The organism is Nocardia sp. CC201C, assembly GCF_030010695.1.
Lineage (GTDB): Bacteria > Actinomycetota > Actinomycetes > Mycobacteriales > Mycobacteriaceae > Nocardia > Nocardia otitidiscaviarum.
The window spans coordinates 23,806-47,095 of the sequence record NZ_JASCXP010000007.1; the positions used below are offsets into that span (position 1 = coordinate 23,806).

The following is a 23,290-nucleotide window of genomic DNA, read 5'->3' on the forward strand; positions in this document are numbered from 1 at the left end:
CGGCTGCGTCAGAGCGTCTTCTGCATGGACTGCGCGGATTGCACGGCCGCCGCGATCCGCGCGGGCAGTTCGTCGAGGGTGCGCTGGAGCTGGTCCAGCTTGGCCGGGATGTCCTGCGACAGCTCATGGGCGTGGGCGTCGGCGTTGAGGACGAAACCGGCGAGGGTGTCGATGGGCTCGTCGGTGTGGCGGCGCGCCGACCGGGAGGAATACCGTTGGGTGAGTTCGCGGTGAATGTCGGCCAACATGTGTGCCTCGTCGGGCGTCATATCGTTGATTTCCTCTCTGCGGTGTGGATCGGCGACCTGCGCGACGGCGATGCCGCCTGGCGGATGAGTTCGCCCGCCCCTACTTGCCAACAGCTGGCGGACGTCGAACGTCCACCGAGTTGATCATCCACGCCGCCTGATCGACTGTTAACAGCCTCGGCAACAACGGATTTCAGCCGCGCCGTCCGATCACTCGTCAGAGTTTGCGGCGGTATGGTGTGCGGCGTGCGAGATTTCAGGGCGGGCTTGGGCTATCTGCTCAATGGACAACGGTGGATGACCCGGCATCGGCAGGACTACGGTTTCGGGCTACTACCGGGGGTTCTCACATTGGCTCTGTACGCCGTGGCGCTGGTCGCGCTCGCGGTGTGGGGCTACGATTTGGCCGCGGCGATCACGACGTTCGCCGATGACTGGCCTAATCCGTGGGCGGGGCTGTTTCGCGGGTTCATCACGGCGCTACTGTTCGCCCTGTTCCTGTTTCTGGCGGTGCTCGGCTTCACCGCGGTGACATTGGTGATCGGGCAGCCGTTCTACGAGGCGCTCTCGGAACGGGTCGACCGCTCGGTGTCGCCGGACGGCACCGCTCCCGAATCCGGTCTGCCGCTGTGGCGGGAGCTGTGGACATCGGCCCGCGACAGCCTGCGGATCCTGGTGCGGGCCGGGTTGTGGGGCGTGGGGCTGTTCGTGCTCGGTTTCCTGCCGGTCGTGGGGCAGACCGTGATTCCGGTGGTCGCGATTCTGGTCACCGGGTTCTTCCTGACCGAGGAGCTGACCGCGGTCGCGTTGCAGCGTCGCTCGATCGAGTTGCGAGAACGGCTGGTCCTGTTGCGGTCTCGCAAGATGCTGGTGTGGGGTTTCGGGGCTCCGCTGGCCGCCGCTTTCCTCGTGCCGGTCGTCGCGGTCTTCCTGATGCCGGGCGCGGCGGCCGGTGCCACGCTACTGGCTCGCGATCTGCTGGGCGAGGACGAACACGACACACCGAACGAGGCCGACCCCGCCAATGCTGACCGCGCACCCGATCAGCATCGACACGACACGACATCACCGCAGCGGCAGGACTTTTCGGTGTAGTCCGCGACGATCGCGACCGAAGGCCGGGCCGCTACTGCATGGCGAAGTGCAGCAGCGCCTGCATATCCCCCTGCTTGATCTTGCCCTTGCGATCCAGCACCTCCAGCTGCCAGTCCGGGCCGTTGCGGAACGCGCGGCAGATCGCGTTGGCGTTGTCGGCGCCCAGTAGCGAGGGCCAGATGTCGGCGACCTGCTGGCTGCTGCCGCCGCTGGCGTCGTAAACCTTGAACGAGATGTTGTTGGCCTTCTCGAAGGAGCTGCCCTTCTTGAACGCGGCGGCCACGAACACGATCGCCGTGATGGCGGTCGGCACGTTGGCGAAGGTGACGTGCACGGTTTCGTCGTCGCCGGCGGCCGCGCCGGTCTGCTCGTCGCCGGTGTGGGCCACGGAGCCGTTGCCGAGCGGGTCGAGCGAATCCAGCCCCGCGAACCGCACCGGGTCACTGCCCTGCATGAGTATCGCGATCAGGTCGAGGTCGACGCCCTTCTTACGACGCGCGATGCCGAGCAGCCCGCCGCTGGCTCCCGCGGAGGGATCCCAGCTGACCCCGACACTCAACTTCGCGATGCCGGCGAGATCGGCGGCACCGTGTTCTTTCCTGAGCGTAATCACAGCTCACAACCTATCTAGCGTTCGTATCACGTTGCGGCACCGGGAATTCGGCGCGAGTCAGATGGTGACCCCGAAGTCGCGGGCGATCCCGGTCAGCCCGGACGCGTACCCCTGACCGGTGGCCCGGAACTTCCACTCCGCGCCGTTGCGGTACAGCTCACCGAACACCATGGCGGTCTCGGTGGAGGCGTCCTCGGACAGGTCGTAGCGGGCCAGCTCGGTCCCGTTGGCGCGGTCGACCACGCGGATGTAAGCGTTGCGGACCTGTCCGAAACTCTGTCCGCGCGAATCGGCGTCGTAGATCGAGACCGGGAACACGATGGTGTCGATGGTGGGCGGGGTGTTGGCCAGGTCGACATTGATGACCTCGTCGTCGCCCTCGCCCTCACCGGTGCGATTGTCGCCGGCGTGCTCGATGGCGCCCTCGGGGGACTTCAGGTTGTTGAAGAACACGAAGTGCCCGTCCGAGACGACCTTCTTGTCCGCACCGAGAGCGATGGCGCTGGCGTCGAGGTCGAAGTCGGTGCCCGTGGTGGTGCGCAGGTCCCAGCCCAGGCCGACGGCCACCGCAGTCAGGTTCGGGGCCTGCTTGGTCAGCGACACATTGCCGCCCTTGGTCAGACTGACACCCATTCCGATTTCTCCTATCGATCATCACGGCGGCCGAGTTCCGGCCCACCGAAAACACCCGGCTCACACCGGGACAACACCACCGGGCCCAGTCGAAGCGGGCCACGGAAACGCCCTGCGATCGCACGCCGCCCAGCCTGGTACCGCCCCCTTGGCCCCGGTCGGACTGCCGATCGCCGCACCGCGAACGTACGTTCGCTGCAATGGCATTCGACGCGGATCGACCCAAAGTCGTACTGGGACTGTCCATGTCGTCCGCGCCAGGCATGACTTGACACTAGCACGTAGCGCTGTATGGATTGCCGCGCTGTCGAGTCGCGGATCGCGTGCGGCTGCCACCGATCTTCGAGTACGGTTCCTGATCGCTGAGGCTGTGTGCCTCAGCGATCAGGAACCGGGTGTTACCGCGTGTTGGCCGCAACGGTGGGAAGCAGTCGTTGCAGCACGTCGGTGATGGTGATCAGCCCGACCAGTTGGCCGGTGTCGGGGGTGGTGACCACGGCCAGATGATTGCGGGCTTCACGCATCGTGCGCAGGGCTTCGTACACCGGCACGGTGGTGGTCATGGTCAGCACCGGCCGCATCAGATCTCTCGCGCTGGTTCGCGGGGCGGCGGTGAGGCTGTCTCGCACATGGACGACGCCGTGGATCGCACTCGGGTCGCGGACCAGCAGCCGGAGGTGACCGGTGGTGCGGGATGTCGTTTTGATCGTGTCCAGGTCGGCGTCGGGGGTGACGGCGCTGGGTGTGGGGTTGGGCCGCACGATGTCGGCGATGGTGAGGCTTTCCAGTTCCAGTGCGCTGGTGAGGTTGCCGTGGTAGCGCTCGTCGAGGGTGCCGACGGTGGCGGAGTGCTCGACGAGGTGGCGCAGCGCGGCGGGGTCCTGCCCGGCTTCGACCTCGTCGACCGGGGTGACGCCCACCTTGCGCAGGCACCAGTTGGCCATGCGGTTCAACGCGGTCAGCAGCGGCCGGGTCAGCCCCATGAACGCTCGCATCGGGATGGCCAGCATGGTCGCCGACTTCTCCGGGTGTGCGATCGCCCAGGACTTGGGTGCCATTTCCCCGACCACCAGGTGCAGGAAGGTCACGATGACCAGCGCCAGCACGAACCCGGCGACATCGGCGAACCACAGCGGGGCACCGAAGTTCTCGAACAGCGGCGTCAGCCAGTGGTGCACAGCGGGTTTGGTGATCGCACCCAGGGCCAGGGTGCACACGGTGATGCCGAGCTGGGAACCGGCCAGCAGCACCGACAGCTCCGAGGAGCTGCGCAGCGCCGCACGGGCGGCGCGACTGGTGGGCGCGGCGTCTTCGAGCCGATGCCGCCGCGCGGCGATGAGCGCGAACTCCACGGCGACGAAGAACGCACTGGCCGCGATCAACGCGAACGTGATCGTGGCGATCGTCCAGGGATTACTCATCCGCGCCGGTCTCCTGCTCGACTCGAACGGACATGAACACCGAGGAGGGCACCCGCTTGTCCACTCCGCGCACCTGCACGACCAGCGTGCGCGCGACCGGCCGGTGCTCGGCGGCGTAGTCGGCGCCGTTGGGCGGCAAGGCGATCTCAACGCGGTCACCGGCCTCGGGCAGGCCGCCGAAGGTCGCGATGACCAATCCGGCGAGGGTTTCGTAGTCTCCTGCGGGCAGGTGCAGATCCAGCAGACGCTCGATCTCGTCCAGGTGCAGATCACCCGCGACGAGCCAGCCCTCACCCTCGGCGACGATGTCGGATTCGGTGACGGCGTCGTGCTCGTCGGCGATCTCGCCGACGAGTTCCTCGGCGATGTCTTCGACGGTGACGATGCCGGCGAACCCGCCGTATTCGTCCACCACCAAGGCCATCTCGTCCTTGGCCGCACCGAGTTGGGCGACGACCTCGGGCAGCGGCAGGGATTCGGGCACCATGACCGCGGGCCGCAGCCTGGCACCGGCGGTCCCGGTGGGCGGGCCGTCGAGTAGGTCGTGCAGATGAATGACACCGCGCAGGTCGTCGTTGGTGGCGCCGACGACCGGGTAGCGGGTATGACCGGACCCCATGCGCGCCAGGACCGCGGAGACCGGCTCGTCCACGTGCACGGTGTCCACCCGCGAGCGGGGAATCATCGCGTGCTCGGCAGTCCCGGTCGGGAAGTCGAGGATGCGGTCGAGCAGCGTGGACAGCTCGCGCGGCAGTTCCCCGGCGTCCCGCGAGGCGGCGACGATGTGCTCGAGGTCGCGGGGGGTGGCCGAGTGTTCGACATCGTGCACCGGCTCGATGCGCAACGCGCGCAGCAACAGATTGGAGGACTGGTCGAACAGCCAGATCAGCCAGCCGAACACCTTCAGATACACCGTGGTCGACATCGCCAGCCATCGGGCCACGGGCTCGGGGCGGGCGATGGCGAGATTCTTCGGGAACAGTTCACCGAAGACCATCTGCACGATGGTGGAGAACGCGATGGCAGCCACGGTGCCTACCGCGACGCCGACCGCGGTCGGCACGCCCACCCCGCCGAACAGTTCGCCGAGTCCTCGCCCGATCAGTGGTTCGGCGACATAACCCACCAGCAGTCCGGTGACGGTGATGCCGAGCTGAGCGCCCGAGAGCATGAACGAGGTGCGGCGCGTGACGGACAGGGCGCGACCGGCGGCGGTGTCGCCGGCTTCGGCGCGGGCCTTGAGGCGGGATCGGTCCACGGCCATGAACGCGAATTCCTGGGCGACGAAATACCCGGTCAACGCGGTGATGAGCAGGACAACCAGAATGCCGAGGAGGATGCTCAACGCGGTCAGCACGAGCTCACCTCGGCGCTAGGTTGCGGAGGAGGGTCCGCAGGGGGCGGGCTGGGTTTTCGATATTTGCGCTTCGCGCGTTTCATGGCCTCTCTCATTCGAGAAAACGGATGTGGGACCGGGAATAGATCAAGGTACGGCGCCGACGCCGGGACGGATTCGGGGCCGCGACGGCCCCGGCCGCGTTCGAGGCCGGGGCTCGCTTTCCGGGTCCGTCTGCGGCGCAGTGCTATTCGCTACCGGCCCGGGGTTCGGATCATTTGCTGCCCGGCGCCCACTTCAATCCCCAACCGTAGGCACGGTCGAGATCGGCCTGATTGCCGCGGATGTAGTCGACCTCGCGTTGCACGGTCACTCCCTGACCGCTACTGGTCAGCAACGCGATCGCGCAGATCCGCGCGCCCTCCACCGCGGAATCCAACCGGACCTCGACCTGTGGGCCCGCGGTCGGGAACATGGTGACCACCCCGTCGACCGCGGCCCAGTTCGGCGCGCCCTGGTAGATCATCGCGAAGACCAGAATCCGTCGGAACACCTCCGGCCGTTCGAGATTGATGTTCAGGTTCTCACCACCCGCGGCGGCGCCGGTGCGGTCGTCGGCGTCCAGTGCCACGAAGGGCGGGGTGTGCAACGCGCCGAAGCTGTTGCCCAGCGCTTGGATCACGCCCTTGGTGCCGTCGGCGAGTTCGTAGAGGCAGCCCAGGTCCAGATCGACACCGCCGCCGAGTCCGGTCAGCTTCGCCAGGAATCCGGTCTTGCGCGGCGCCGCACTGGTCCAGTTCAGATTCACCCGCATCACGCCCTGGCGCTCACCGGCTTTGGTGAGGCTGACGCTGCGCTCGGTCTTGGTGAGCGTGACCTTGCTCAGGCTCACCGCCGACGACCCGGTCGCGGTGTCGGGCTTCTTGGTGTAATCGATTGCCACGTGGTCCCTTTGGTCGATTCGTCGTCAGATGTTGACGCCGTAGTCGCGGGCGATGCCCGCCAACCCCGAGGCGTAGCCCTGCCCGATGGCACGGAACTTCCATTCCGCGCCATTGCGATACAGCTCGCCGAACACCATCGCGGTCTCGGTCGAGGCGTCCTCGGTCAGGTCGTAGCGGGCCAGCTCCGCGCCGTTGGCACGGTCCACGACGCGGATGAACGCATTGCGGACCTGCCCGAACGACTGTTGCCGCGCCGTCGCGTCGTGGATCGACACCGGGAAGAAGATGCTGGTGATGGTCGGCGGCGTATTGGCCAGATCGACGTTGATCACCTCGTCGTCACCCTCACCCTCGCCGGTCAGGTTGTCGCCGGTGTGCTCGATCGTGCCCTCGGGGGAACGCAGGTTGTTGTAGAACACGAAATGCTGATCCGACACCACCTTGTGGTTCTCACCGGTCGCGATCGCGCTGGCATCCAGATCGAAATCGGTCCCGGTCGTCGACCGCACATCCCAGCCCAAGCCCACCGACACCGCGGTCAGATTCGGCGCCTGCTTCGACAACGACACATTGCCGCCCTTGGCCAGACTCACACCCATTACTCGTTCACTCCTCTATTCATCGGGGTTGGCGGCAGACCTCGCACGGTCCACCAGATTCTTGCGGGTATCGATCCGGAACGAAAAGAATGTGCACCCGCGAATGCGGGGGCAGTGGTGCATCCCCCATGGGCTCAACCCATTCCGGCAAGCTGGAATACCCACAGCGCGATCGCGGCACGTGGTCGATGCTCACAGTGTCAGTCGGCGAATCGCTCGCCACGTCGGTGACGGATACGCGCGGTGTGACGATGATCGACAGCAGATAGCGACCGCTGGCCTCCGAGGCAGGCCGACTCTGCGCATCGGCCCTGAAACCGATCGGCCGCTCCGGCTGCGCCGCTGCCCTGTCTATCGCCACCATCATCAGGCATGCCTCACAGTAGCACGCAGCACTGTACGGTTCGGTCTAGCCTGATAAGGGTGTCGTCACCCGCCGAGACGCGCGTGCCCCACGAAAGAGCTTGCTACACACACGAGTTCCGATCCTCTCAGCGAAGCGCCATTGCGCCCCCGGGCGGTGCACGCTGAGCGCGGCTCGGAATTCCTCACGGTAGCACGGGCCACTGTATGGTTGAGATCCATTGCGGAAGGAGGGTGCTGATGACGGAGGTTCTGGTCAAGATCGGCGACCTCGCCGCGCGCGCCGAGGTCAGCGCCCGCACCATCGACTACTACACCGGTTTGGGTCTGCTCGTTCCCGCGCAACGCAGCGCGGGCAACTACCGTCTCTACGATCCCGCCGACGTCGACCGCATCCACCTCATCCGACGCCTCGAGGCACAAGGCATCCCCCTGGACGAGATCGCCACGGCGCTCAAATCCCAGCCCGCCAACGTCGGCGAACTCCTGGCACGGATCGACGACGACCTCAAGATTCTGCAGACCGCCGCCGAGGCCGCACCCAGCGAAGTCCACGGGCTGCTCAATATCATCGCCGCCCGCGTGCACTCACTGATCACTCTCGCCCTGCAAATCCCGCCCGACATCCCCATCCTCTAGCCGCACAGTGAAGAGCGATGCACGGCAAGAGCCAGGCGCTCAGTCTTGCGCGAAACCGTTCGGGAACTCGATCATCGTGTCGGTTTCCAGAATGATCGACGACTGCGCTGTCACCAGCAGATGCACATAACCGTCCGGCCGAGGCAGACTCACGACCTGCGGCTGACCATGCCGGGCCGCCGCGATCGCCCGCACAACGGTGTCGATGCGATCGCCCGGGACGTCGTACCACAAGCCCTCGAACCGAATCCGACTGGACACCAGGCTCCCTTCACAGTGTGAACGGCACTCACAGTAGAGCAAGAAGTCTCCGGCTGCGCCTCAGTCCACCGACGAACCCGCGGCATGCCCGAGCACCGCGGGCGACAAGGACGGTCGTCACAGGTATCGCGTGATCTGCTGTGCCGCCTCCACCGGATGCCCGGCATGAATGGGGTGACCCAGTGCCTGGATCTTCCACACGTCGTCCTCGCGATGCAGCTTCGCGACGACCATGCCGGTGTGCGGACCGCCCGCGGACAGGTCCGCGCGAGTCAGCTCGGCGCCGGTGGTGCCGTCGATCAACCGCCAGAACGCATTGCGGACGCTGTCGAAGGTGTGCCCGGCGTAGGAGGTGATGGTGAAGACGATGGCGGTCACCTGCGATGCCAGCCGGGTCAGGTCGACGGCGATGACCTCGTCATCGCCCTTACCCTCCCCGGTGAGATTGTCACCGGAATGCCGAACCGCCCCATCACGGGTGACCAGCCGCCCGAAATAGGCGGCATCGACAAGAGCGTGACCGGAGAACACCAATGCCGCCGCGTCGAGGTCGATCTCGACCGGGCGCATCCCCCACCGGCCGCGCACGGTGATCGGATCCCAGCCCAGCGCCATCTTCACGAACGACAGATCCGCACCCTGCTTGCGCAGCGGCACGGCTTGCCCCGGACGCAGAACGGGAGCGATCGCCGCTTCCTGTGCCCGCACCGGTCGCTGCGGTGAATTGTGCACGGCCACACCGTGATCGGTGAGCAAAGCCGCGAAACCACCCCGATGACCACGACCCACCGCACGCGCGAACCATCCGTCGTCACCGCGAACCAGATCGACCGCGGCGACGCTGTGCTCGCCGCCGAGACCGTCGATCACGTACTCGTAGAGCGGATTACCGCGATCGTCGGCGACGGTGACATGCGGGGGCGGATGGTCGCCGAAGCGACCGTTGCGGTCGTCGAGGGTCACGACCACCCGAATGCGATCGATACCGGCGGGAACCCCCGGCAGACTGATCGTCATCGAGCTCTGCCCGGGAACCAGCCGCACGCCCGACCCTGCGGCGTGGTTGTAGAACACCAGATCTTCGTCGGTCCGCACCGCACCGCTCGCGGTGAGCAACAACGCGGCCACATCCACTCGGGCGCTGTGGTGCACCGTCACGGTGAGATCGGCAATGCCGAGTCCGCCGGTTTGTCCTTGGGTCAGCAGTGCGGCCACGCCGCCACTCTACGGTGACGATCAACCACGCGGGCAACACCGAACACAGATCGTTCCCGGTGCGCGACACCGCTGCGACGTCCCGGTTACGTCGCCGAATGCGGTCTCGCCGCGGCAACCGTGCACCGTTGCCCGAATCGGTGGCCTGCGAAACCTGGTGCGCGGGTATCAAGATCGGTCCTGGCTACCATGTCCACACAACCCTGACGGGTGCGGGTGAACAACAGGAGCCAATACCGCGTGACCGACGAAGACCGGCCCGCCACCGGGCGGCACTCCCGCCCTGCGCCGTGGGAACGTACCGATCGATTCCCCACCCGCTCAGCGCACACCACCCCGGACGAACCAACCCGCCACCAGTCCCTGCCCGCGCCGTGGATGACCGCGGTCACCGACCAATATCCGCCCGCCCCCGAGTCCGCGCCAGCGCCGCGATCGAGGCGTGAGCGCCGCCGCTCGGCCGAGCGTGCCAGCCGACGACGGGTCCGGGTCCTCGGGCGTGGCGTCGTCACCGTCGTGTCGGTACTGACGCTGCTGGGCACCGGCGGGGCGTGGCAGTACCTGCACGCCATCGACGACGGCTTCACCCACGTCGACGCGCTCGACCTCGACTCCGAAGACGTGGTCGATCCGGGCGGGCAGCGCGGTGACGAAACCTTCCTGATCGTCGGCACCGACAGTCGTGCTGGAACGAACGGGCAGATGGGTGCGGGCTCCGCCACCGATGTGGAAGGCGCACGCGCCGACACCGTCATGCTCATCACCATCCCCGCCAACCGGCAACGCGTCGTCGCCGTCTCCTTCCCCCGCGACCTCGATGTCTCCCGCCCGGCGTGCCCGGTGTGGGACAACGCCACCGCCGGCTACTCCGACCAAACCCTGTATGCCGCCGACGGTGTCAAACTCAACGGCGTCTACGCCGAAGGCGGACCCCGCTGCCTGGTCAAAGTCATCCAGAAGATCTCAGGACTGCGCATCGGGCACTTCATCGGCATCGACTTCGCCGGCTTCGAAACCATGGTCGACCAGATCGGCGGCGTCGAGGTCTGCACCCCCACCCCGCTCATCGACGACCTGCTCGGCGCGGTGCTGCCCACGGCGGGGCGCCAAACCATCGACGGCGCAACCGCCCTCGATTATGTGCGGGCCCGTCACATCCGCAGCGACCCCACCAGCGACTACGGGCGCATCAAACGCCAGCAACGGTTCCTGTCCGCGCTGCTGCGCTCGGCGCTCTCGGGCAAGGTGCTGCTCGACCCCGGCAAACTCAACAGCGTCATCACCGCCTTCGCCAACCAGACGTTCGTCGAGAACGTCACCCCGCAAGACCTGCTCACCCTGGGCCGGTCCCTGCAGAACGTCAATGCCAGCGCGGTCACCTTCCTCACCGTCCCCACCGCGGGCACCAACGACGCCGGGAACGAGATCCCTCGCATGAGCGATATCCGCGCCATCTTCGGCGCCATCATCGACGACACCCCGCTGCCGGGCGAGGAGCGCACCCCGATGCCGGTCACCACCACCCTCGCCGCGGCCGTCCCCGCCACCGACCCGGCCGAGACCGTCGACCCCGAGCAGATCACGGTACGCGTCGCCAACGCCACGACCACCCCGGGACTGGCTTCGACCACAGCGACCGAACTCGCCGGTTATGGCTACACCATCGCTTCGGTGGGAAACCATCCCGAAACCAGCAGCGACACCGTCATCCGTTTCCCCGCCGGACAACGCGCCGCCGCCGACACCCTCGCCACACTGGTGCCCGACGCCGCACTGGAAGAAACCACCGAGAACACCGACGGCATCGACCTGATCCTCGGCACCGACTACACCGGCATCCTCACACCACTCGATACCGACACCACCGCGACGGCGCTGCCGACCGATCTCACCATCACCAACGCCGCCGACGACACCTGCGCCTGACCACAGCCATCGAAAAAGGTCGCCCGGTAGCGCATTTCGTGCGCGTGAACAGTGGCGACTCGCGCCGGAGCCTGGCCGGTCACGCCGCCGAAGAATGCCGCCTGTGCCCCCACGGCGCGCGGGTGCCGAGGAATGTCACCACCAACACCACGGTCAGCACTGCGGCGCCGCCATCGGTCACCACCGTCGGCAATATCCCCGAGATGCCGAATTCCTCACGCGCGGCGGTGAACATCTCCGGCGGCACCAGCACCAGGCCCGCCGCCTGTGTCGCGTTCACCAGCACGACGATCCAGAACAGCCAGGGCCACGGACGACGCAACAACCCCAGCATTCCCACGGCGTTGCCCACGATGTAGAGCGAGCCGGCCAATCGGAAGACAATGAGGAACCACGGCATGGCGTCGGCCGCGGCGGGGTCGGCCAGCTCCATCATGCGATCCAGCGTTTCGAGGTCCACGATGACGAAACACTGCACCGCGGTGCCGAGGGTGAACACCGCCGAGGCGACACCGGTGGCCATCAGCAGCGCGCCGGGCCACCGGTGCGCCCAGCCGCTCATGAATCCGACGACCACACCGGAGACTGGAGTGGACACGGGGATCTCCCAGCGCTCGAACAGCTTTCACTCATCGTGCCCGTCACGACATCGGCACCGCATCCGGGAGATCCCCGAAACCCGACCCTGAATCTCGGCACTGACCGTAGTCGTCGCAACGACGACCGATTCTCCGCGCGTGGGGCGTCCGCGCAAGCACACGGGTCACCAGCGATGCCGCGATCCGGAATCCGTGTCCGACAAGGAATTCTGTCGCCGCGCGCTCGATCTCCTCCAGGGTGCACTGGTCTCGTTCGCCAAGGATGCTGTGCCAGGGTGCCCCCTGAGACTCAGCGGATTCTGTTTCGGCGCGGACGAACTCGGTGCGCTACTCGATCCGGTCGTGAAAGTGCGCCATAGTCACGAGGCTGCGGGCCATGGGACCGGCGTGGTCGCCGGTGGTCGCGCGGTCAGCCCTTGACCACCTGGGTACCGCCCGCGAAGTTGTCGTGCCAGCCCTGTTTGGTCGAGCTCGAACTGACCGTGACCGCGATCGCGATGGCCGAGATGAACCAGAGCAGCCCGCCGACCCACGGAATCAGGTTGAACAGCATGTACGCATTGCGCTTCGCCGACTCCGCGACGCTCGGCTTGTCCGCGCCACCGGACCCGTTGACGTGCAGGCCGAGGGCCTTCTTGCCCGGCGTCGACCCGGTCGCCACCTCGAACAACACGAAGTACAGGAACCCGAATCCGGCGCCAGGCAGGATCGACACCCAACTCGGCAGATCCGAAGCCTTGTCCAACACCCAGAACAGGAGGCCGCCGACGATACCGGCGATAATCCAATCGATGAACCGGGCCGCGGCACGACCGCCGATCCCCGCCGGAGTCACACCGATCGGCGCCTGCCCCGGAATCTGCCCATACCCACCCGCGGTCATCATTCCTCCTCGATATCGATCACGCACCGATCCGACCAGGTCTCCATAACGCCCGGCGCAGCGGCAGACCGAGCATCTCACAGATCGCAACACCCCGTCAGCTCCAATCGGGCAGCGTTGTGGCCGCTCAATGCATCTCGGTTCTGTTGAAGCCCAGCGGTTTCCGACCCGAATACTGCTCCGGGTCGCCGTACCATCGCGGACTCGGTCCTCCAGCCCCGTCTGGCCGCGACAGACTATCCGGGGCAGCAACCGCCGCCACCGGTCGCGATCAACCTGTGGTGGCCGCCGCCGACCCGGTGTATCGATGGTTCATGAGCGGCTACTGGTTCAACCTCGCGCTGGTCGCGGTGCTGGTCATCGCGAACGCACTGTTCGCGGGCAGCGAGATCGCGTTGATCTCCCTGCGAGACAGCCAGATCACCCGCCTCGATCGGCAACGCGGGACAGCGGCCGTGCGGATCCTGGTCCGGCTGGCCCGCGACCCCAACCGCTACCTGGCCACCATCCAGATCGGCATCACCCTCGCCGGTTTCCTCGCCTCGGCCACCGCCGCGGTGACCCTCGCCGAACCACTCGCCACCGCACTCGAATTCCTGGGAGCCACCGCCCAACCGGTCGCGGTCATCACGGTCACACTGCTGCTCACCTTCGCCACCCTCGTACTCGGTGAACTCGCCCCGAAGCGGCTCGCCATGCAGTACTCCCAGCGGTGGGCACTACTGGCCGCACGGCCCATCGACCTGCTCTCCCGCCTGTCCCGGCCCATCGTGTGGCTGCTCGCGACAGCCACGGATCTGACCGTGCGCCTGTTCGGCGGGGACCCGAAAGCCAGCCGAGAACAGCTGAGCCCCGCCGAACTCCGGGATCTGGTCGCGGGCCACCGCGGGCTGACCCCGGAACAGCGCACCATCATCCTCGGCGCACTCGACATCCACGAACGCGTCCTCCGGCAGATCCTCGTACCCCGACGCGCCGTCTTCACCCTCCCCGCCGACCTGCCCGTCACCGACGCCTCCCACGCACTGGCACACGCCGGGCACTCCCGCGCCCCCGTGGTCGCGGGCACACACCTCGACGACACCATCGGCGTGGTCAACCTGCGCACCCTGCTCGACGACGCCACCAGCCTCACCGACGCCGCACGCCCCGCTACGGTCCTGCCCGACACCCTCCGTGTCAGCGACGCCCTGCGCCGATTCAAGAACGACCACGAGCAATTCGCCCTCGTGGTCAACGAACACGGCACAGTCGAAGGCATCGTCACTCTCGAAGACCTCCTGGAAGAGATCGTCGGTGAAATCTACGACGACACCGACCGCGACCTCCTCGCCGTACACCACGAACCCGACGGCAGTCTGCTACTGCCCGGCTCGTTCCCCGTCCACGATCTGACTGACCTGGGTGTCGACCTGGCCGATGCACCCGACGGCGACTACACGACAATCGCCGGCATGGCCCTGATCCTCCTCGGCCGGATACCCCGCATGGCGGGCGACCGGCTGCCCCTCACCGACTGGACCATCGAGATCACCGGCACCGACACCAACACCATCACCGAGGTGCGGCTCCACCCCACCCCGCGGCCTCCGCGAACCTGACCGGACTCACGGCGAAGCCCGACCGGACGCCGCGTTCGGCGCGGTCACGTCGCGGTAGCAGATCACGTGCGGTGGCAGGTCGAGGTCCGGAACCCACACGCCCTGGCAGACGTTGTCGGTGCAGCGCCCACCGGGCTACAACCGCTACACCGAGGCTGTGCAATGACCGAGTTGATCCCTGGCGGCAATCTTGTTCTGCCCGCCTGTGTTCTGACCGTACGGGTCCCCGGCCCGTTCGACGTGTCCGCGCTCATCACCGACGACACCAGGGTCCGCGATGACGGCGACTTCGTGTTCTACAACCAGCCGCGCGCGCCCGGCGTCCGCCTGAGCGCCGACACTCTGATCGTCGATCCGGCGGCGCTGCGTCCGGGCGCGGGCCGGGTCACGGTGGTCGTCAGCGCGGCCGAGCCGGGCATGCCGCTGGATCGGTTGCCCTCGCCCACACTGCAGGTCACCGATCCACGGGGCCGCGCGCTGGCCCGGTTCACACCCGGCCGCATCGGGCAGGCGACCGTGCTGCTGCTCGCGGAGTTCTACCGGCGCGGCGGCGAATGGAAGGTGCGGGCGATCGGGCAGGGGTATGCCGACGGGCTGGCGGGAATCGCCCGGGACTTCGGAGTGGACATCGTCGACGACACGACGCCACCGACGAGTGCACCGTCCCCGTCGGCGCTTCCCTCGGTGCCCGCACCCACGATGAATGGCTTCGCGGACCTGATCAACTCGGCCCGCGCAGCGGCCGGATCCCCGCCGATCTCCGAGCACGTGCGCCTGACCGCCGTGGCCCGTGACCACGCCACGGCGATGGCCACAGCCGCTAGTTTCGACGTCGACCGCCCGGACGGCACATCCGTGCATCAACGTGTCGCCGCGGCCGGATACCCCTGCCTGGTCCTGGGCAAGCTCGTGATCTCCGGGCCACGCACACCCACCGAGCTCCTCGAGTTCTGCCTGTCCGACAACAACTTCCGGCGCACAGTGCATGCTCCGGGCTTCACACACGCCGGTCTGGCGCACTACGGCGGCGGCTCGGGCGACATCTACTGGACCCTGCTGCTGGCCGCGCCCCTCACACCGGATCGCCTGGCGCGGACCCAGGCCGACGTCATCGAACTCACCAACCGCGAGCGCATCAGGGCGGGGCTGCCACCGCTGACCCCCGATCCCCTGCTCACCCGGGCCGCGCAAGCGCACAGCGCGGACATGGTGGCCCGTGACTTCTACGCCCACACCTGCCCCGACGGCAGTCGGCCATGGGACCGTGCCGCTGCGGCGGGTTGCACCCGCCGCACGATCGGCGAGAACATCGCCAACGGCTACCACGATCCCGCCGAGGTCGTGGACGGGTGGATGAACAGCCCCGGTCATCGCGCCAACATCCTGAAACCGGACTTCACCCATATCGGGGTCGGCCTCGTCGGTGGCGGCCGCAACGGAACCTACTGGACCCAACTGTTCGGCGCCTGAACCCCCGTATCGCGTCCCCTGGGCGCGCTTGTTACCGGAGTTCTCGGGGCACCCACGCAACAGTGCGCGGCACGGTGGCAAAAGCACCGCCGCCGTCTCATGAGCACCGCTCGGCGCGCCCCTGCGAGATCGCCGGCCGCGCAATATCGTAGAGGCGTGCGTACTTCGGTGCACCTGCTGCTTTTCGTCTGCGCCGTCGCAATGGCGGGAGGCACGTTCGGCCCACTAGTCGGCACGCTGGGAGCCCGGGATGTACGCTTCGCCGACCTACGCGACGGGTTCGCACCCGATCGTGCTCTCGATCAAATCGGTAGCCGGTCAGTCACTTTCACCTCGTCACTGGAGGTGGTACTGCTCGGGGCTGCCATCGCGGTCCTACTGGCCGCGATGATCGGCTCGTACTCGCTGGCATGGCTGGGCGTGCTCTCCGGGCTGGCAACTCTGCTCGCGCTGGCCTGGCGGTTGAACGAGCGGTTCGACCAGCAGTTGAGCACGCAGTATCGCGATCTGTTCTCTGGAGCGTGGGGACTGTATCTGTTCGGCGGAGGGCTGATCGTCGCCCTATTGCTGCTGATGATGCGGCAAGAACGCCGATTTCCCTAGGCGCGGACAGCAAGACGGAACGTCGGGCATTTCAGCGCTCGCCTCGTCGCTCCCGTCGCGTACGTGAATTGCGCCCGTGCACACGCCAACTCGGCTCGGACAACGCCATCGCGCGTGCAATCCGCAATAGCATGGTGTGGCAGGAGCGGGGCTGGAGTTGAATGGCGGTTTGGCGGTACATGATTCGCTGCCGACAGCTACCTTCGTTTGCGACGGGATGCCAGGAGTGGGAGGAGCTGGTGCGGGTGGCCAGGATCAGAGCGCGGGACCGACTGCGATTCTGGTTCGACCGCACGATGGATCGCGGGACTCCGGCCTTGATCGGCTGGCTGGGTCTGGCGTCGGCAGTACTGATCGCGGTGATCACGGTGCTGGCGACACTGCTGGCACCGGCCGATGTCGCGGGGGTCAAGGGCGGCTGGGTGGGTGTGGCGTGGATGAGTCTGCTGCGCACGCTCGATCCCGGGACGATGGGCGGCGACGACGCGACCGTGTTCAGCGTGCCGTTCCTGGTGCTGATGCTGGCGGTGACGCTCGGCGGGGTCTTCATCGTCAGTTCGTTGATCGGTGTGCTGGTGACCGGCATGGAACAGCGGATCGCGCAGCTGCGCAAGGGCCGGGCGCCACTGATCGAGTCAGGGCACACCGTGGTGCTGGGCTGGTCGGATCAGGTGTTCACCGTGGTGGCCGAGCTGGTCGGCGCGAACAAGGGCACGCGCCGCTCGAGCGTGGTGATCCTGGCCGATCGGGACAAGGTCGACATGGAGGATCAGATCCGCGCCCGCGTCGGCGACACCGGCCGAACGCGGGTGACCTGCCGGTCGGGCAGCCCGCTCAAGCGGATCGATCTGGACCTGGTCAGCCTCGACACCGCCAAAGCGATCATCGTGCTGCCGCCACCGGGCGACGACGCCGATATCGACGTGATCAAAGCCTTGCTGCTGCTGAACAACCGGTCGTGGCCGACCCGGCGCCCGCACGTGGTCGCCGCGGTGCAGCAGTCGGAGAACCTGGCCGCGGCCCGGTTGGCCGCCGACGCGGACACCCTCGTCATCGACGCCGAGGACATCACGGTACGGATCGTGGTGCAGTCGCATCGCCAGTCCGGTCTGTCCACGGTGTGCACCGACCTGCTCGACTTCGCCGGCAACGGAATCTACCTGCGGGCCGAACCCACCCTGGCCGGGCGCACCTACGGTGACGCGCTGAGCGCCTATCACCTCGGTTGCCCGCTGGGACTGCGCCGCGGCGACGGGACCGTGGCGGTGAACCCGCCGATGGACACCATGATCGCCACCGACGACCAGATCATCCTGCTCGCCGAGGGCGATCTGCTGGTGAAGCCGGCGACGACCGAGCCGGTACCGGTCGTCACCGCGGCCCTGGCGACCGTCCCCGACCAGGCCCCCGTACCCGTCCCCGACCGGACCCTGCTGGTCGGCTGGAACGCGCGCGGCCCGTGGATTCTCGGCCTGCTCGACGAGTACGTCGCGCCCGGGTCCGTGCTCGACATCGCCGCCCCGCATCCCCCGCCCGACGAGGTCACCGACAGCCCCAGGGACAACCTGACCGTCGGCTACCGCGTCTGCGAACCGACCAGTCGGCGCTCGCTGGAAGCATTGAACCCGGGCAGCTACCAGCACGTCATCGTGCTCACCGACGACACGCTCGAAGAGGACCACGCCGACGACCGGACCCTGGTGACCCTGTTGCATCTGCGTGACATCGAAGTCCGCATCGGCGATCCGTACTCGATCGTCACCGAGATGAACGACGACGCCAACCGGGAGATCGCGCAGGTCACCAAGGCCGACGACTTCATCGTCAGCAGCAAACTGATCAGCCTGCTGCTGACCCAACTCGCCGAGAACCGCCATCTGCAAGCGGTTTTCACCGACCTGTTCGATCCCAGCGGCTCCGAGATCTACCTCAAACCCGCCCCCGACTACATCACCACCGACACCGAGATCAACTTCGCCACCCTCGTGCATGCCGCGCGCCTGCGCGGCGAGGCGGCCATCGGCTACCGGCTGCACCACCATGCGGACCAGCCACCGGCCTACGGCGTCACCCTCAACCCGCCCAAGAATGCCACGATCACCCTATCCGCACAGGACAGCGTGATCGTCGTCGCCGAAAACTGAACCCCACTATCCGCAGTGGGAACTCGGACCGGATAGGGGCGCAACAGATAACGATCGTGAGTGCGCCACGTTGCACCTCGGTCGCGAAGGCTCTTCAGACCGCGCAGAATTCCGGCCGGAAGGGTGCGTTGAGTCCGCGTGGTGGGCATACCCGACAACGACGTACCCCAAGGACCTCCGTGCCGTGTTCGTCGAAACCGTCGACAGGAACCGCCTAGCGCTTGCTGCCGTTCAGGGCAAAATCGGATTCTACGACCAGCCGTCCAGCGAGAAGATGCTGGTCAGTACTGTTCCCATCCATATAGTGCCCCGCCGGAGATTCGGGCCTGCGACCAGTCCAGAGTCGGCAAATTTCTGGGTCCTATCGACGAGGCTCAGCGCTGAGGACCAACCTCACCCGCATGGACACTTTCTCAGTGTCCAGCGGTACTGAAAATGTGCTCCATTCCCTGATGGCGCACAGGAAACAGCCCCTGACCTGGCAGTACCGGTCAGGGGCTGTGGTCGTTTCATCGGGCGAATCGGCCAATGCCACGACCAGCGCAGGTTCGCCGACAGCTCGGACGGCGAACCCGCGCAGCGCTTTCGCCCGTGAACCCCGCCGAATCAGTCGCCCAGCTTCTCGGCGAGCTCCGCGGCGTACTCGGGGCTGAACTGGGCGGCGTATTCCTCTCCCGGCGCGATCTCGCTGATCATGTCGAGTAGGACGCCGTTCGGGTCGGCGACGATGAAGTGTCGCTGACCGAACGTCTCGCTGCGGATCTCCAGTTCGGGTTTCATGCCGCCCCGCACGACCATGCGCTCCCACTCCGCGTCCACATTCTCGACCTCGAAATTCAGCAACAGACCCTGCACCGGCCTGCGGTATGCGGCGGGCACGGTGGGGTGGGTGTAGTCGAGCAGTGCGAGCTCGTAGGGCTTGGCGCCGGGCCGCCGCAGGCTGACGTACCAGTCGGCTTCGAACGTGATCTCGAATCCCAGCCACTTGGTGTAGAAGTCGCGGCTTTCCGCGATCTTGTCGGTGCCGAGGACGGGGTAGAAGCTGTTCAGTTCCATGATGTCGCCTTTCGCGTACCGCTGGTATGTGAGCTAGAGTAGTTCGCATACCAGCGGCATGTCAAGAGGAGGATTCCGGATGGTGAGCACCCTGCGCAGCCGGCAGCGCGAGGGGACCCGGCAGACCCTGCTGCGTGAGAGCCGACGCCTGTTCGCGGCGAAAGGTTATGGCGCGGTTAGCCTTTCCGAGATCGTCAGTGGCGCCGGGGTAACCAAGGGCGCGCTTTACCACAACTTCGCCAGTAAGGCCGAGGTGTTTCGTGCCGTACTGGAACAGGTGCAACATGAGGTCGGCGAACGCGTCGCCGCGGCAGCCGATGCCGAACCCGACCCGTGGAACCAATTACTCACGGGCTGCCGAACCTTCCTCACCGCCTGCACCGACCCCGACATCCAGCGCATCCTGCTGATCGACGGCCCCGCCGTTCTCGGCTGGCACGAATGGCGCACCATGGACGAGGCCGGCGCCGCCCGCCACCTCGGTGAGGCCCTGCAGTCCTTGATCGATGCGAAAATACTTGCGCCCCAACCGATCGAACCCCTCACCCACCTGCTCTCCGGCGCTATGAACGAAGCCGCCCTCTGGCTGCCGGGTGCCGACGACCCCAACGCCCTGGCCGACACCATCGCCGCGCTGCACCGCTTCCTCGAGGCACTTCGTCACTGAACCGGCCAGCCATCGAACGCGATCGATTCCTATGGAACAGGGCGTCAGCCCGGGCGTCGCGCGGGCCAAGTACGTCGAAACACGTACAGGCTCAACGAATGTCAGGCTCGTCGCGGGCGACGCGGCAGATGGTGTCGATGAAGGCGCGGGTGGCGGTGGTTTCGCGTGCGGTGGGCCACAGGAGCGCGTATTCGACGGGTGGGCCGTCGGACAGCGGGATGTAGGCGACGTCGTGACGGGTGTGGTACCGCTCGGCGCGGGCGGAGCTGATGGTGACGCCCTTGCCTTCGCCGATGTAGCTGATGATTTCGTGGAACGTCATGGTGACGGGGATGTGCTGGATAGGTGCGCCGGTCGGCGTGTGACGCGGATAGTAGAAATCGTAGGAGCCCGGTGGTAGTCCGGCGAAGGTGACCAGCGGAAAGTGCGCGAGATCTTCCAGCGATGCCGCCTTCTGCCGTGCGAGAGGATGCCCGGCGGGGACGAGTAGCGCGGAGGGCCCGGAGAACAGGACGGGACCGGTGGTGATGCCGGGTTCGTCGACCGGGCATTCGCTGAGCTGCAGATCGACTTCGCCCGCTTGCAGGGGGCCGTGCGGATCGGCCAGCGACATCTCCCGAATCCGCACCTCGCACTCGGGATACTCGGCGCGGAACTCGTCGGCGGCGCGGAACATCAGCTTGCCGGACCACGGTCCCGAGAATGCCAGGCGCAGCGGGCCGGTGACGCTCCGTGCGGCGGCGCTGGCGTTGTGGATCGCCTGCTGGACCAGCTGATAGCCGGTGCGCAGCTCGCTGTGGAATTGCCGACCGAGGGCGGTGAGTGTGACCCGGCGGCTGGTGCGTTCGAACAGCGGACCGCCGATGCGGCGTTCCAGCTTCTTGATGGTCTGGCTGACCCGTCCGGGGGAGAGGTGCAGGCGTTCGGCGGTGCGGGCGAAATGCAGTTCCTCGGCCAGTGTCAGGAAAGTTTCGATCTCGTGCCGTTCCATCCCCGACTACCCTTTAATCCCGCTAAACATCAGTTCACCCTATCGCTGTTGTGCCTCCCGGTCATACGGAGTGACGATGAGGGTTTGCCGTTCGTGACTCGTGCCCGGAAGGATTCGAGCGAGGTTAGTTTCGCTAAACCTCCCTTTGTCAGATCGTCATTGCTGCAGGTCACCGCGTTGATCGAGGCTTGAGGAGTACGAACGGCCGACCTCCCGGCCGAGGTTGCCGGCGATCGGGTCCGATCGCCCCTCGATTGGAAGTGGAATCTTCATGCGATCTTCTCCACCCACCGCTGCCGCTACCGTCCCGCGTGCCGGCGTGAAGGAATGGCTCGGACTCGCGGTGCTGTTACTCCCTACGGCGCTGCTGTTCCTCACCATGACGGTGCTCTTTCTGGCAACCCCGGATATCGCCGCGGATCTGCGTCCCAACAGCGGGCAGCTGCTCTGGATCAACGACATCTACGGATTCACGATGGCCGGGCTGCTGGTGGCCATGGGCACCCTCGGTGACCGCATCGGCCGCCGCCGGATTCTTCTGCTGGGTGCCATCGCTTTCGGCGCCGCGTCCGCCGTCGCAGCCTTCGCACCGAGCGTCGAGACGCTGATCGCCGCACGTGCGGTCATGGGCGTGGGCGCCGCCGCCGTCATGCCGTCCACCCTGTCACTCATCAGCAGCATGTTCCCCGATGCCAGACAGCGCGGTACCGCCGTCGGTCTGTGGGCGGCATCGGTGTCCGTCGGTGTCGCTACCGGCCCGCTGTTCGGCGGCCTGCTGCTGGAGAACTTCTGGTGGGGAGCCACACTTCTCGTCGGTGTGCCGGTCATGGCGGTGGTGGTGCTGGCCGTGCCCGCTCTGGTCCCGGAATACCGCACTCCGCGCGCCGGGCGACTCGACCTGCCCAGCGTCGCACTGTCTTTGGTCATGATGCTGCCGGTTGTCTACGGAATCAAAGAGCTCGCCGCGTACGGTGTGACCACCACCGCGGTCGTCGCGGTCCTCGCCGGTGTCGCACTGTTGACGGCCTTCGTGCGCCGCCAGCTGCGTCTCGACGAGCCGCTGCTGGATATGCGCCTGTTCAGCAACCGCACCTTCAGCAGCGCGCTGGGCGTGACGTTGCTCAACACGGTCGCGCTCGGCGGTGTCTACCTGCTCTTCACCCAGTATCTGCAGCTGGTCGAGGGACGGTCGCCGCTGGAATCGGGTCTGCTGATTCTGCCGGCCGCGGTGATGCTGGTGATCGTCTCGATGCTCGCACCCGTGCTCGCCCGCCGCATCCGCCCGGCGTACATCGTCGCCGCGGGCAGCCTGCTGTCGGTGCTGGGCTATCTCGTACTCACACAGGTCGATTCCGCCTCCGGGCTGACCCTGCTGATCGTCGGCTTCTATATCCTCTACCCCGGTATCGCGCCGGAGATGGCCCTGGTCACCGATATCGCCCTCGGGTCGGCCCCGCCGGAGAAGGCCGGCGCCGCGTCCGCGCTCAACAGCACCGCGAGCGACCTCGGTATCTCGCTGGGCATCGCCCTGCTCGGCAGTGTCGGCGCCGCCGTCTATCGCACCGACATGTCCGATATCGACCTGTCCGGCGTCCCCGCCGATGTCGCGGCCGCCGCCCGTGACACGCTGCCCGGCGCCTTGGCGGCCACCGAGAATCTCCCCGTCGCGGTCGGCGACGCGTTGCTGACATCGGCGAAAGAGGCGTTCGCCAACGGCCTCAACGTGGCCGCGGCGACCGCGGCGGGACTGGTCATGCTAGCGGCGGTGCTCTCGGCGACCCTGCTGCGCCGCGTCCCACCGACCGGCACAGCCGTATCCGAGAACTCCGCCGAATCGGACCTCCCGAACCCAGCGGATGCGGATCCCGCCGCCGAGCAGTCGAAAACCCTAGTGCGGTAACGAGCCCCGCCAGGGTGGGTGCCGCAGAATTCCCATGCTCGACGCAATTACACAGGTCAGGCCCCGCGGATAGCCGGGCCTGA

The 23,290-nt window shown here is 66.8% G+C and carries 22 protein-coding genes; 9 read left to right on the plus strand and 13 right to left on the minus strand.

The features are described 5' to 3' along the window. Positions 1–8: 8 nt before the first annotated feature. The gene (locus QK444_RS01725) at positions 9–269 is read right to left on the minus strand and encodes a hypothetical protein (protein WP_282776371.1); all 261 of its coding nucleotides are present in this window, start codon (positions 267–269) and stop codon (positions 9–11) included. A 225-nt stretch (positions 270–494) separates the two neighbouring features. On the opposite strand from QK444_RS01725, the gene QK444_RS01730 reads away from it, so the two are divergent. After that, the gene (locus QK444_RS01730) at positions 495–1,343 is read left to right on the plus strand and encodes an EI24 domain-containing protein (protein WP_282776373.1); all 849 of its coding nucleotides are present in this window, start codon (positions 495–497) and stop codon (positions 1,341–1,343) included. A gap of 31 nt (positions 1,344–1,374) precedes the next feature. Here QK444_RS01730 and QK444_RS01735 read toward each other — a convergent pair whose 3' ends face one another. The 6 genes from QK444_RS01735 to QK444_RS01760 form a co-directional block, all read right to left on the minus strand. Next, a complete protein-coding gene (locus QK444_RS01735) occupies positions 1,375–1,956 on the minus strand; it encodes a TerD family protein (RefSeq protein ID WP_282776375.1) in 582 nt (193 codons plus the stop codon). Positions 1,957–2,013: 57 nt separating this feature from the next. Beyond that, entirely contained in the window at positions 2,014–2,589 is a 576-nt protein-coding gene (locus QK444_RS01740) for a TerD family protein (protein WP_282776377.1), read from the minus strand. Between the two features lie 398 nt (positions 2,590–2,987). After that, positions 2,988–4,010, minus strand: a complete 1,023-nt coding sequence (locus QK444_RS01745) for a hemolysin family protein (RefSeq protein WP_282776379.1) — start codon at positions 4,008–4,010, stop codon at positions 2,988–2,990. Further along, complete coding sequence (locus QK444_RS01750) at positions 4,003–5,367, minus strand: hemolysin family protein (RefSeq protein ID WP_282776381.1); 1,365 nt, start codon at positions 5,365–5,367, stop codon at positions 4,003–4,005. The genes QK444_RS01745 and QK444_RS01750 overlap by 8 nt, the downstream gene beginning before the upstream one ends. 253 nt (positions 5,368–5,620) lie before the next feature. Next, positions 5,621–6,289: a tellurium resistance protein gene (locus QK444_RS01755; protein ID WP_282776383.1), complete on the minus strand. Its 669-nt coding sequence runs from the start codon at positions 6,287–6,289 to the stop codon at positions 5,621–5,623. A gap of 24 nt (positions 6,290–6,313) precedes the next feature. After that, complete coding sequence (locus tag QK444_RS01760; RefSeq protein ID WP_282776385.1) at positions 6,314–6,889, minus strand: TerD family protein; 576 nt, start codon at positions 6,887–6,889, stop codon at positions 6,314–6,316. Between the two features lie 603 nt (positions 6,890–7,492). Between QK444_RS01760 and QK444_RS01765 the strand changes: the two genes are divergently transcribed. Continuing rightward, the gene (locus tag QK444_RS01765; RefSeq protein WP_282776387.1) at positions 7,493–7,891 is read left to right on the plus strand and encodes a MerR family transcriptional regulator; all 399 of its coding nucleotides are present in this window, start codon (positions 7,493–7,495) and stop codon (positions 7,889–7,891) included. 39 nt (positions 7,892–7,930) lie between these two features. On the opposite strand, the gene QK444_RS01770 is transcribed toward QK444_RS01765, so the two are convergent. Further along, on the minus strand, positions 7,931–8,152 hold the full coding sequence (locus QK444_RS01770; RefSeq protein WP_282776389.1) for a hypothetical protein: 222 nt from the start codon (positions 8,150–8,152) through the stop codon (positions 7,931–7,933). A gap of 117 nt (positions 8,153–8,269) precedes the next feature. Then, positions 8,270–9,367, minus strand: a complete 1,098-nt coding sequence (locus QK444_RS01775; RefSeq protein WP_282776390.1) for a TerD family protein — start codon at positions 9,365–9,367, stop codon at positions 8,270–8,272. 240 nt (positions 9,368–9,607) lie between these two features. Here QK444_RS01775 and QK444_RS01780 point away from each other — a divergent pair, with 240 nt between their 5' ends. After that, a complete protein-coding gene (locus QK444_RS01780; protein WP_282776392.1) occupies positions 9,608–11,293 on the plus strand; it encodes an LCP family protein in 1,686 nt (561 codons plus the stop codon). 79 nt (positions 11,294–11,372) lie between these two features. Here QK444_RS01780 and QK444_RS01785 read toward each other — a convergent pair whose 3' ends face one another. Both QK444_RS01785 and QK444_RS01790 read right to left on the minus strand, forming a co-directional pair. Beyond that, entirely contained in the window at positions 11,373–11,891 is a 519-nt protein-coding gene (locus tag QK444_RS01785; RefSeq protein WP_282776394.1) for a hypothetical protein, read from the minus strand. A gap of 410 nt (positions 11,892–12,301) precedes the next feature. Beyond that, positions 12,302–12,775: an RDD family protein gene (locus QK444_RS01790; RefSeq protein ID WP_282776395.1), complete on the minus strand. Its 474-nt coding sequence runs from the start codon at positions 12,773–12,775 to the stop codon at positions 12,302–12,304. 314 nt (positions 12,776–13,089) lie between these two features. On the opposite strand from QK444_RS01790, the gene QK444_RS01795 reads away from it, so the two are divergent. The 4 genes from QK444_RS01795 to QK444_RS01810 all read left to right on the plus strand — a co-directional run bounded on the left by QK444_RS01795 (position 13,090) and on the right by QK444_RS01810 (position 18,593). Further along, on the plus strand, positions 13,090–14,376 hold the full coding sequence (locus QK444_RS01795) for a hemolysin family protein (protein ID WP_282776397.1): 1,287 nt from the start codon (positions 13,090–13,092) through the stop codon (positions 14,374–14,376). A gap of 162 nt (positions 14,377–14,538) precedes the next feature. Then, a complete protein-coding gene (locus tag QK444_RS01800; RefSeq protein ID WP_282776398.1) occupies positions 14,539–15,846 on the plus strand; it encodes a CAP domain-containing protein in 1,308 nt (435 codons plus the stop codon). A gap of 156 nt (positions 15,847–16,002) precedes the next feature. Further along, complete coding sequence (locus QK444_RS01805; protein ID WP_282776400.1) at positions 16,003–16,449, plus strand: hypothetical protein; 447 nt, start codon at positions 16,003–16,005, stop codon at positions 16,447–16,449. Between the two features lie 245 nt (positions 16,450–16,694). After that, positions 16,695–18,593 (plus strand): hypothetical protein, encoded by a 1,899-nt coding sequence (locus tag QK444_RS01810; RefSeq protein WP_282776401.1) that lies wholly within the window; start codon positions 16,695–16,697, stop codon positions 18,591–18,593. A 606-nt stretch (positions 18,594–19,199) separates the two neighbouring features. On the opposite strand, the gene QK444_RS01815 is transcribed toward QK444_RS01810, so the two are convergent. Further along, positions 19,200–19,649 (minus strand): VOC family protein, encoded by a 450-nt coding sequence (locus QK444_RS01815; protein WP_282776404.1) that lies wholly within the window; start codon positions 19,647–19,649, stop codon positions 19,200–19,202. Between the two features lie 79 nt (positions 19,650–19,728). On the opposite strand from QK444_RS01815, the gene QK444_RS01820 reads away from it, so the two are divergent. After that, complete coding sequence (locus QK444_RS01820; RefSeq protein ID WP_282776406.1) at positions 19,729–20,316, plus strand: TetR/AcrR family transcriptional regulator; 588 nt, start codon at positions 19,729–19,731, stop codon at positions 20,314–20,316. A 91-nt stretch (positions 20,317–20,407) separates the two neighbouring features. On the opposite strand, the gene QK444_RS01825 is transcribed toward QK444_RS01820, so the two are convergent. Next, on the minus strand, positions 20,408–21,307 hold the full coding sequence (locus tag QK444_RS01825; RefSeq protein ID WP_282776407.1) for a LysR family transcriptional regulator: 900 nt from the start codon (positions 21,305–21,307) through the stop codon (positions 20,408–20,410). Between the two features lie 271 nt (positions 21,308–21,578). On the opposite strand from QK444_RS01825, the gene QK444_RS01830 reads away from it, so the two are divergent. Next, positions 21,579–23,207, plus strand: coding sequence for an MFS transporter (locus QK444_RS01830; protein ID WP_282776409.1), 1,629 nt, complete (start codon positions 21,579–21,581; stop codon positions 23,205–23,207). Positions 23,208–23,290: the final 83 nt, after the last annotated feature.

What these genes read in the sequence shown, in the direction of transcription:
- QK444_RS01725 (WP_282776371.1), bottom strand. Translation starts at nt 269, where the DNA reads ATGACGCCCGACGAGGCACACATGTTGGCCGACATTCACCGCGAACTC.
- QK444_RS01740 (WP_282776377.1), bottom strand. Translation starts at nt 2,589, where the DNA reads ATGGGTGTCAGTCTGACCAAGGGCGGCAATGTGTCGCTGACCAAGCAG.
- QK444_RS01745 (WP_282776379.1), bottom strand. Translation starts at nt 4,010, where the DNA reads ATGAGTAATCCCTGGACGATCGCCACGATCACGTTCGCGTTGATCGCG.
- QK444_RS01760 (WP_282776385.1), bottom strand. Translation starts at nt 6,889, where the DNA reads ATGGGTGTGAGTCTGGCCAAGGGCGGCAATGTGTCGTTGTCGAAGCAG.
- QK444_RS01765 (WP_282776387.1), top strand. Translation starts at nt 7,493, where the DNA reads ATGACGGAGGTTCTGGTCAAGATCGGCGACCTCGCCGCGCGCGCCGAG.
- QK444_RS01790 (WP_282776395.1), bottom strand. Translation starts at nt 12,775, where the DNA reads ATGACCGCGGGTGGGTATGGGCAGATTCCGGGGCAGGCGCCGATCGGT.
- QK444_RS01795 (WP_282776397.1), top strand. Translation starts at nt 13,090, where the DNA reads ATGAGCGGCTACTGGTTCAACCTCGCGCTGGTCGCGGTGCTGGTCATC.
- QK444_RS01800 (WP_282776398.1), top strand. Translation starts at nt 14,539, where the DNA reads ATGACCGAGTTGATCCCTGGCGGCAATCTTGTTCTGCCCGCCTGTGTT.
- QK444_RS01815 (WP_282776404.1), bottom strand. Translation starts at nt 19,649, where the DNA reads ATGGAACTGAACAGCTTCTACCCCGTCCTCGGCACCGACAAGATCGCG.
- QK444_RS01820 (WP_282776406.1), top strand. Translation starts at nt 19,729, where the DNA reads ATGGTGAGCACCCTGCGCAGCCGGCAGCGCGAGGGGACCCGGCAGACC.
- QK444_RS01825 (WP_282776407.1), bottom strand. Translation starts at nt 21,307, where the DNA reads ATGGAACGGCACGAGATCGAAACTTTCCTGACACTGGCCGAGGAACTG.
- QK444_RS01830 (WP_282776409.1), top strand. Translation starts at nt 21,579, where the DNA reads ATGCGATCTTCTCCACCCACCGCTGCCGCTACCGTCCCGCGTGCCGGC.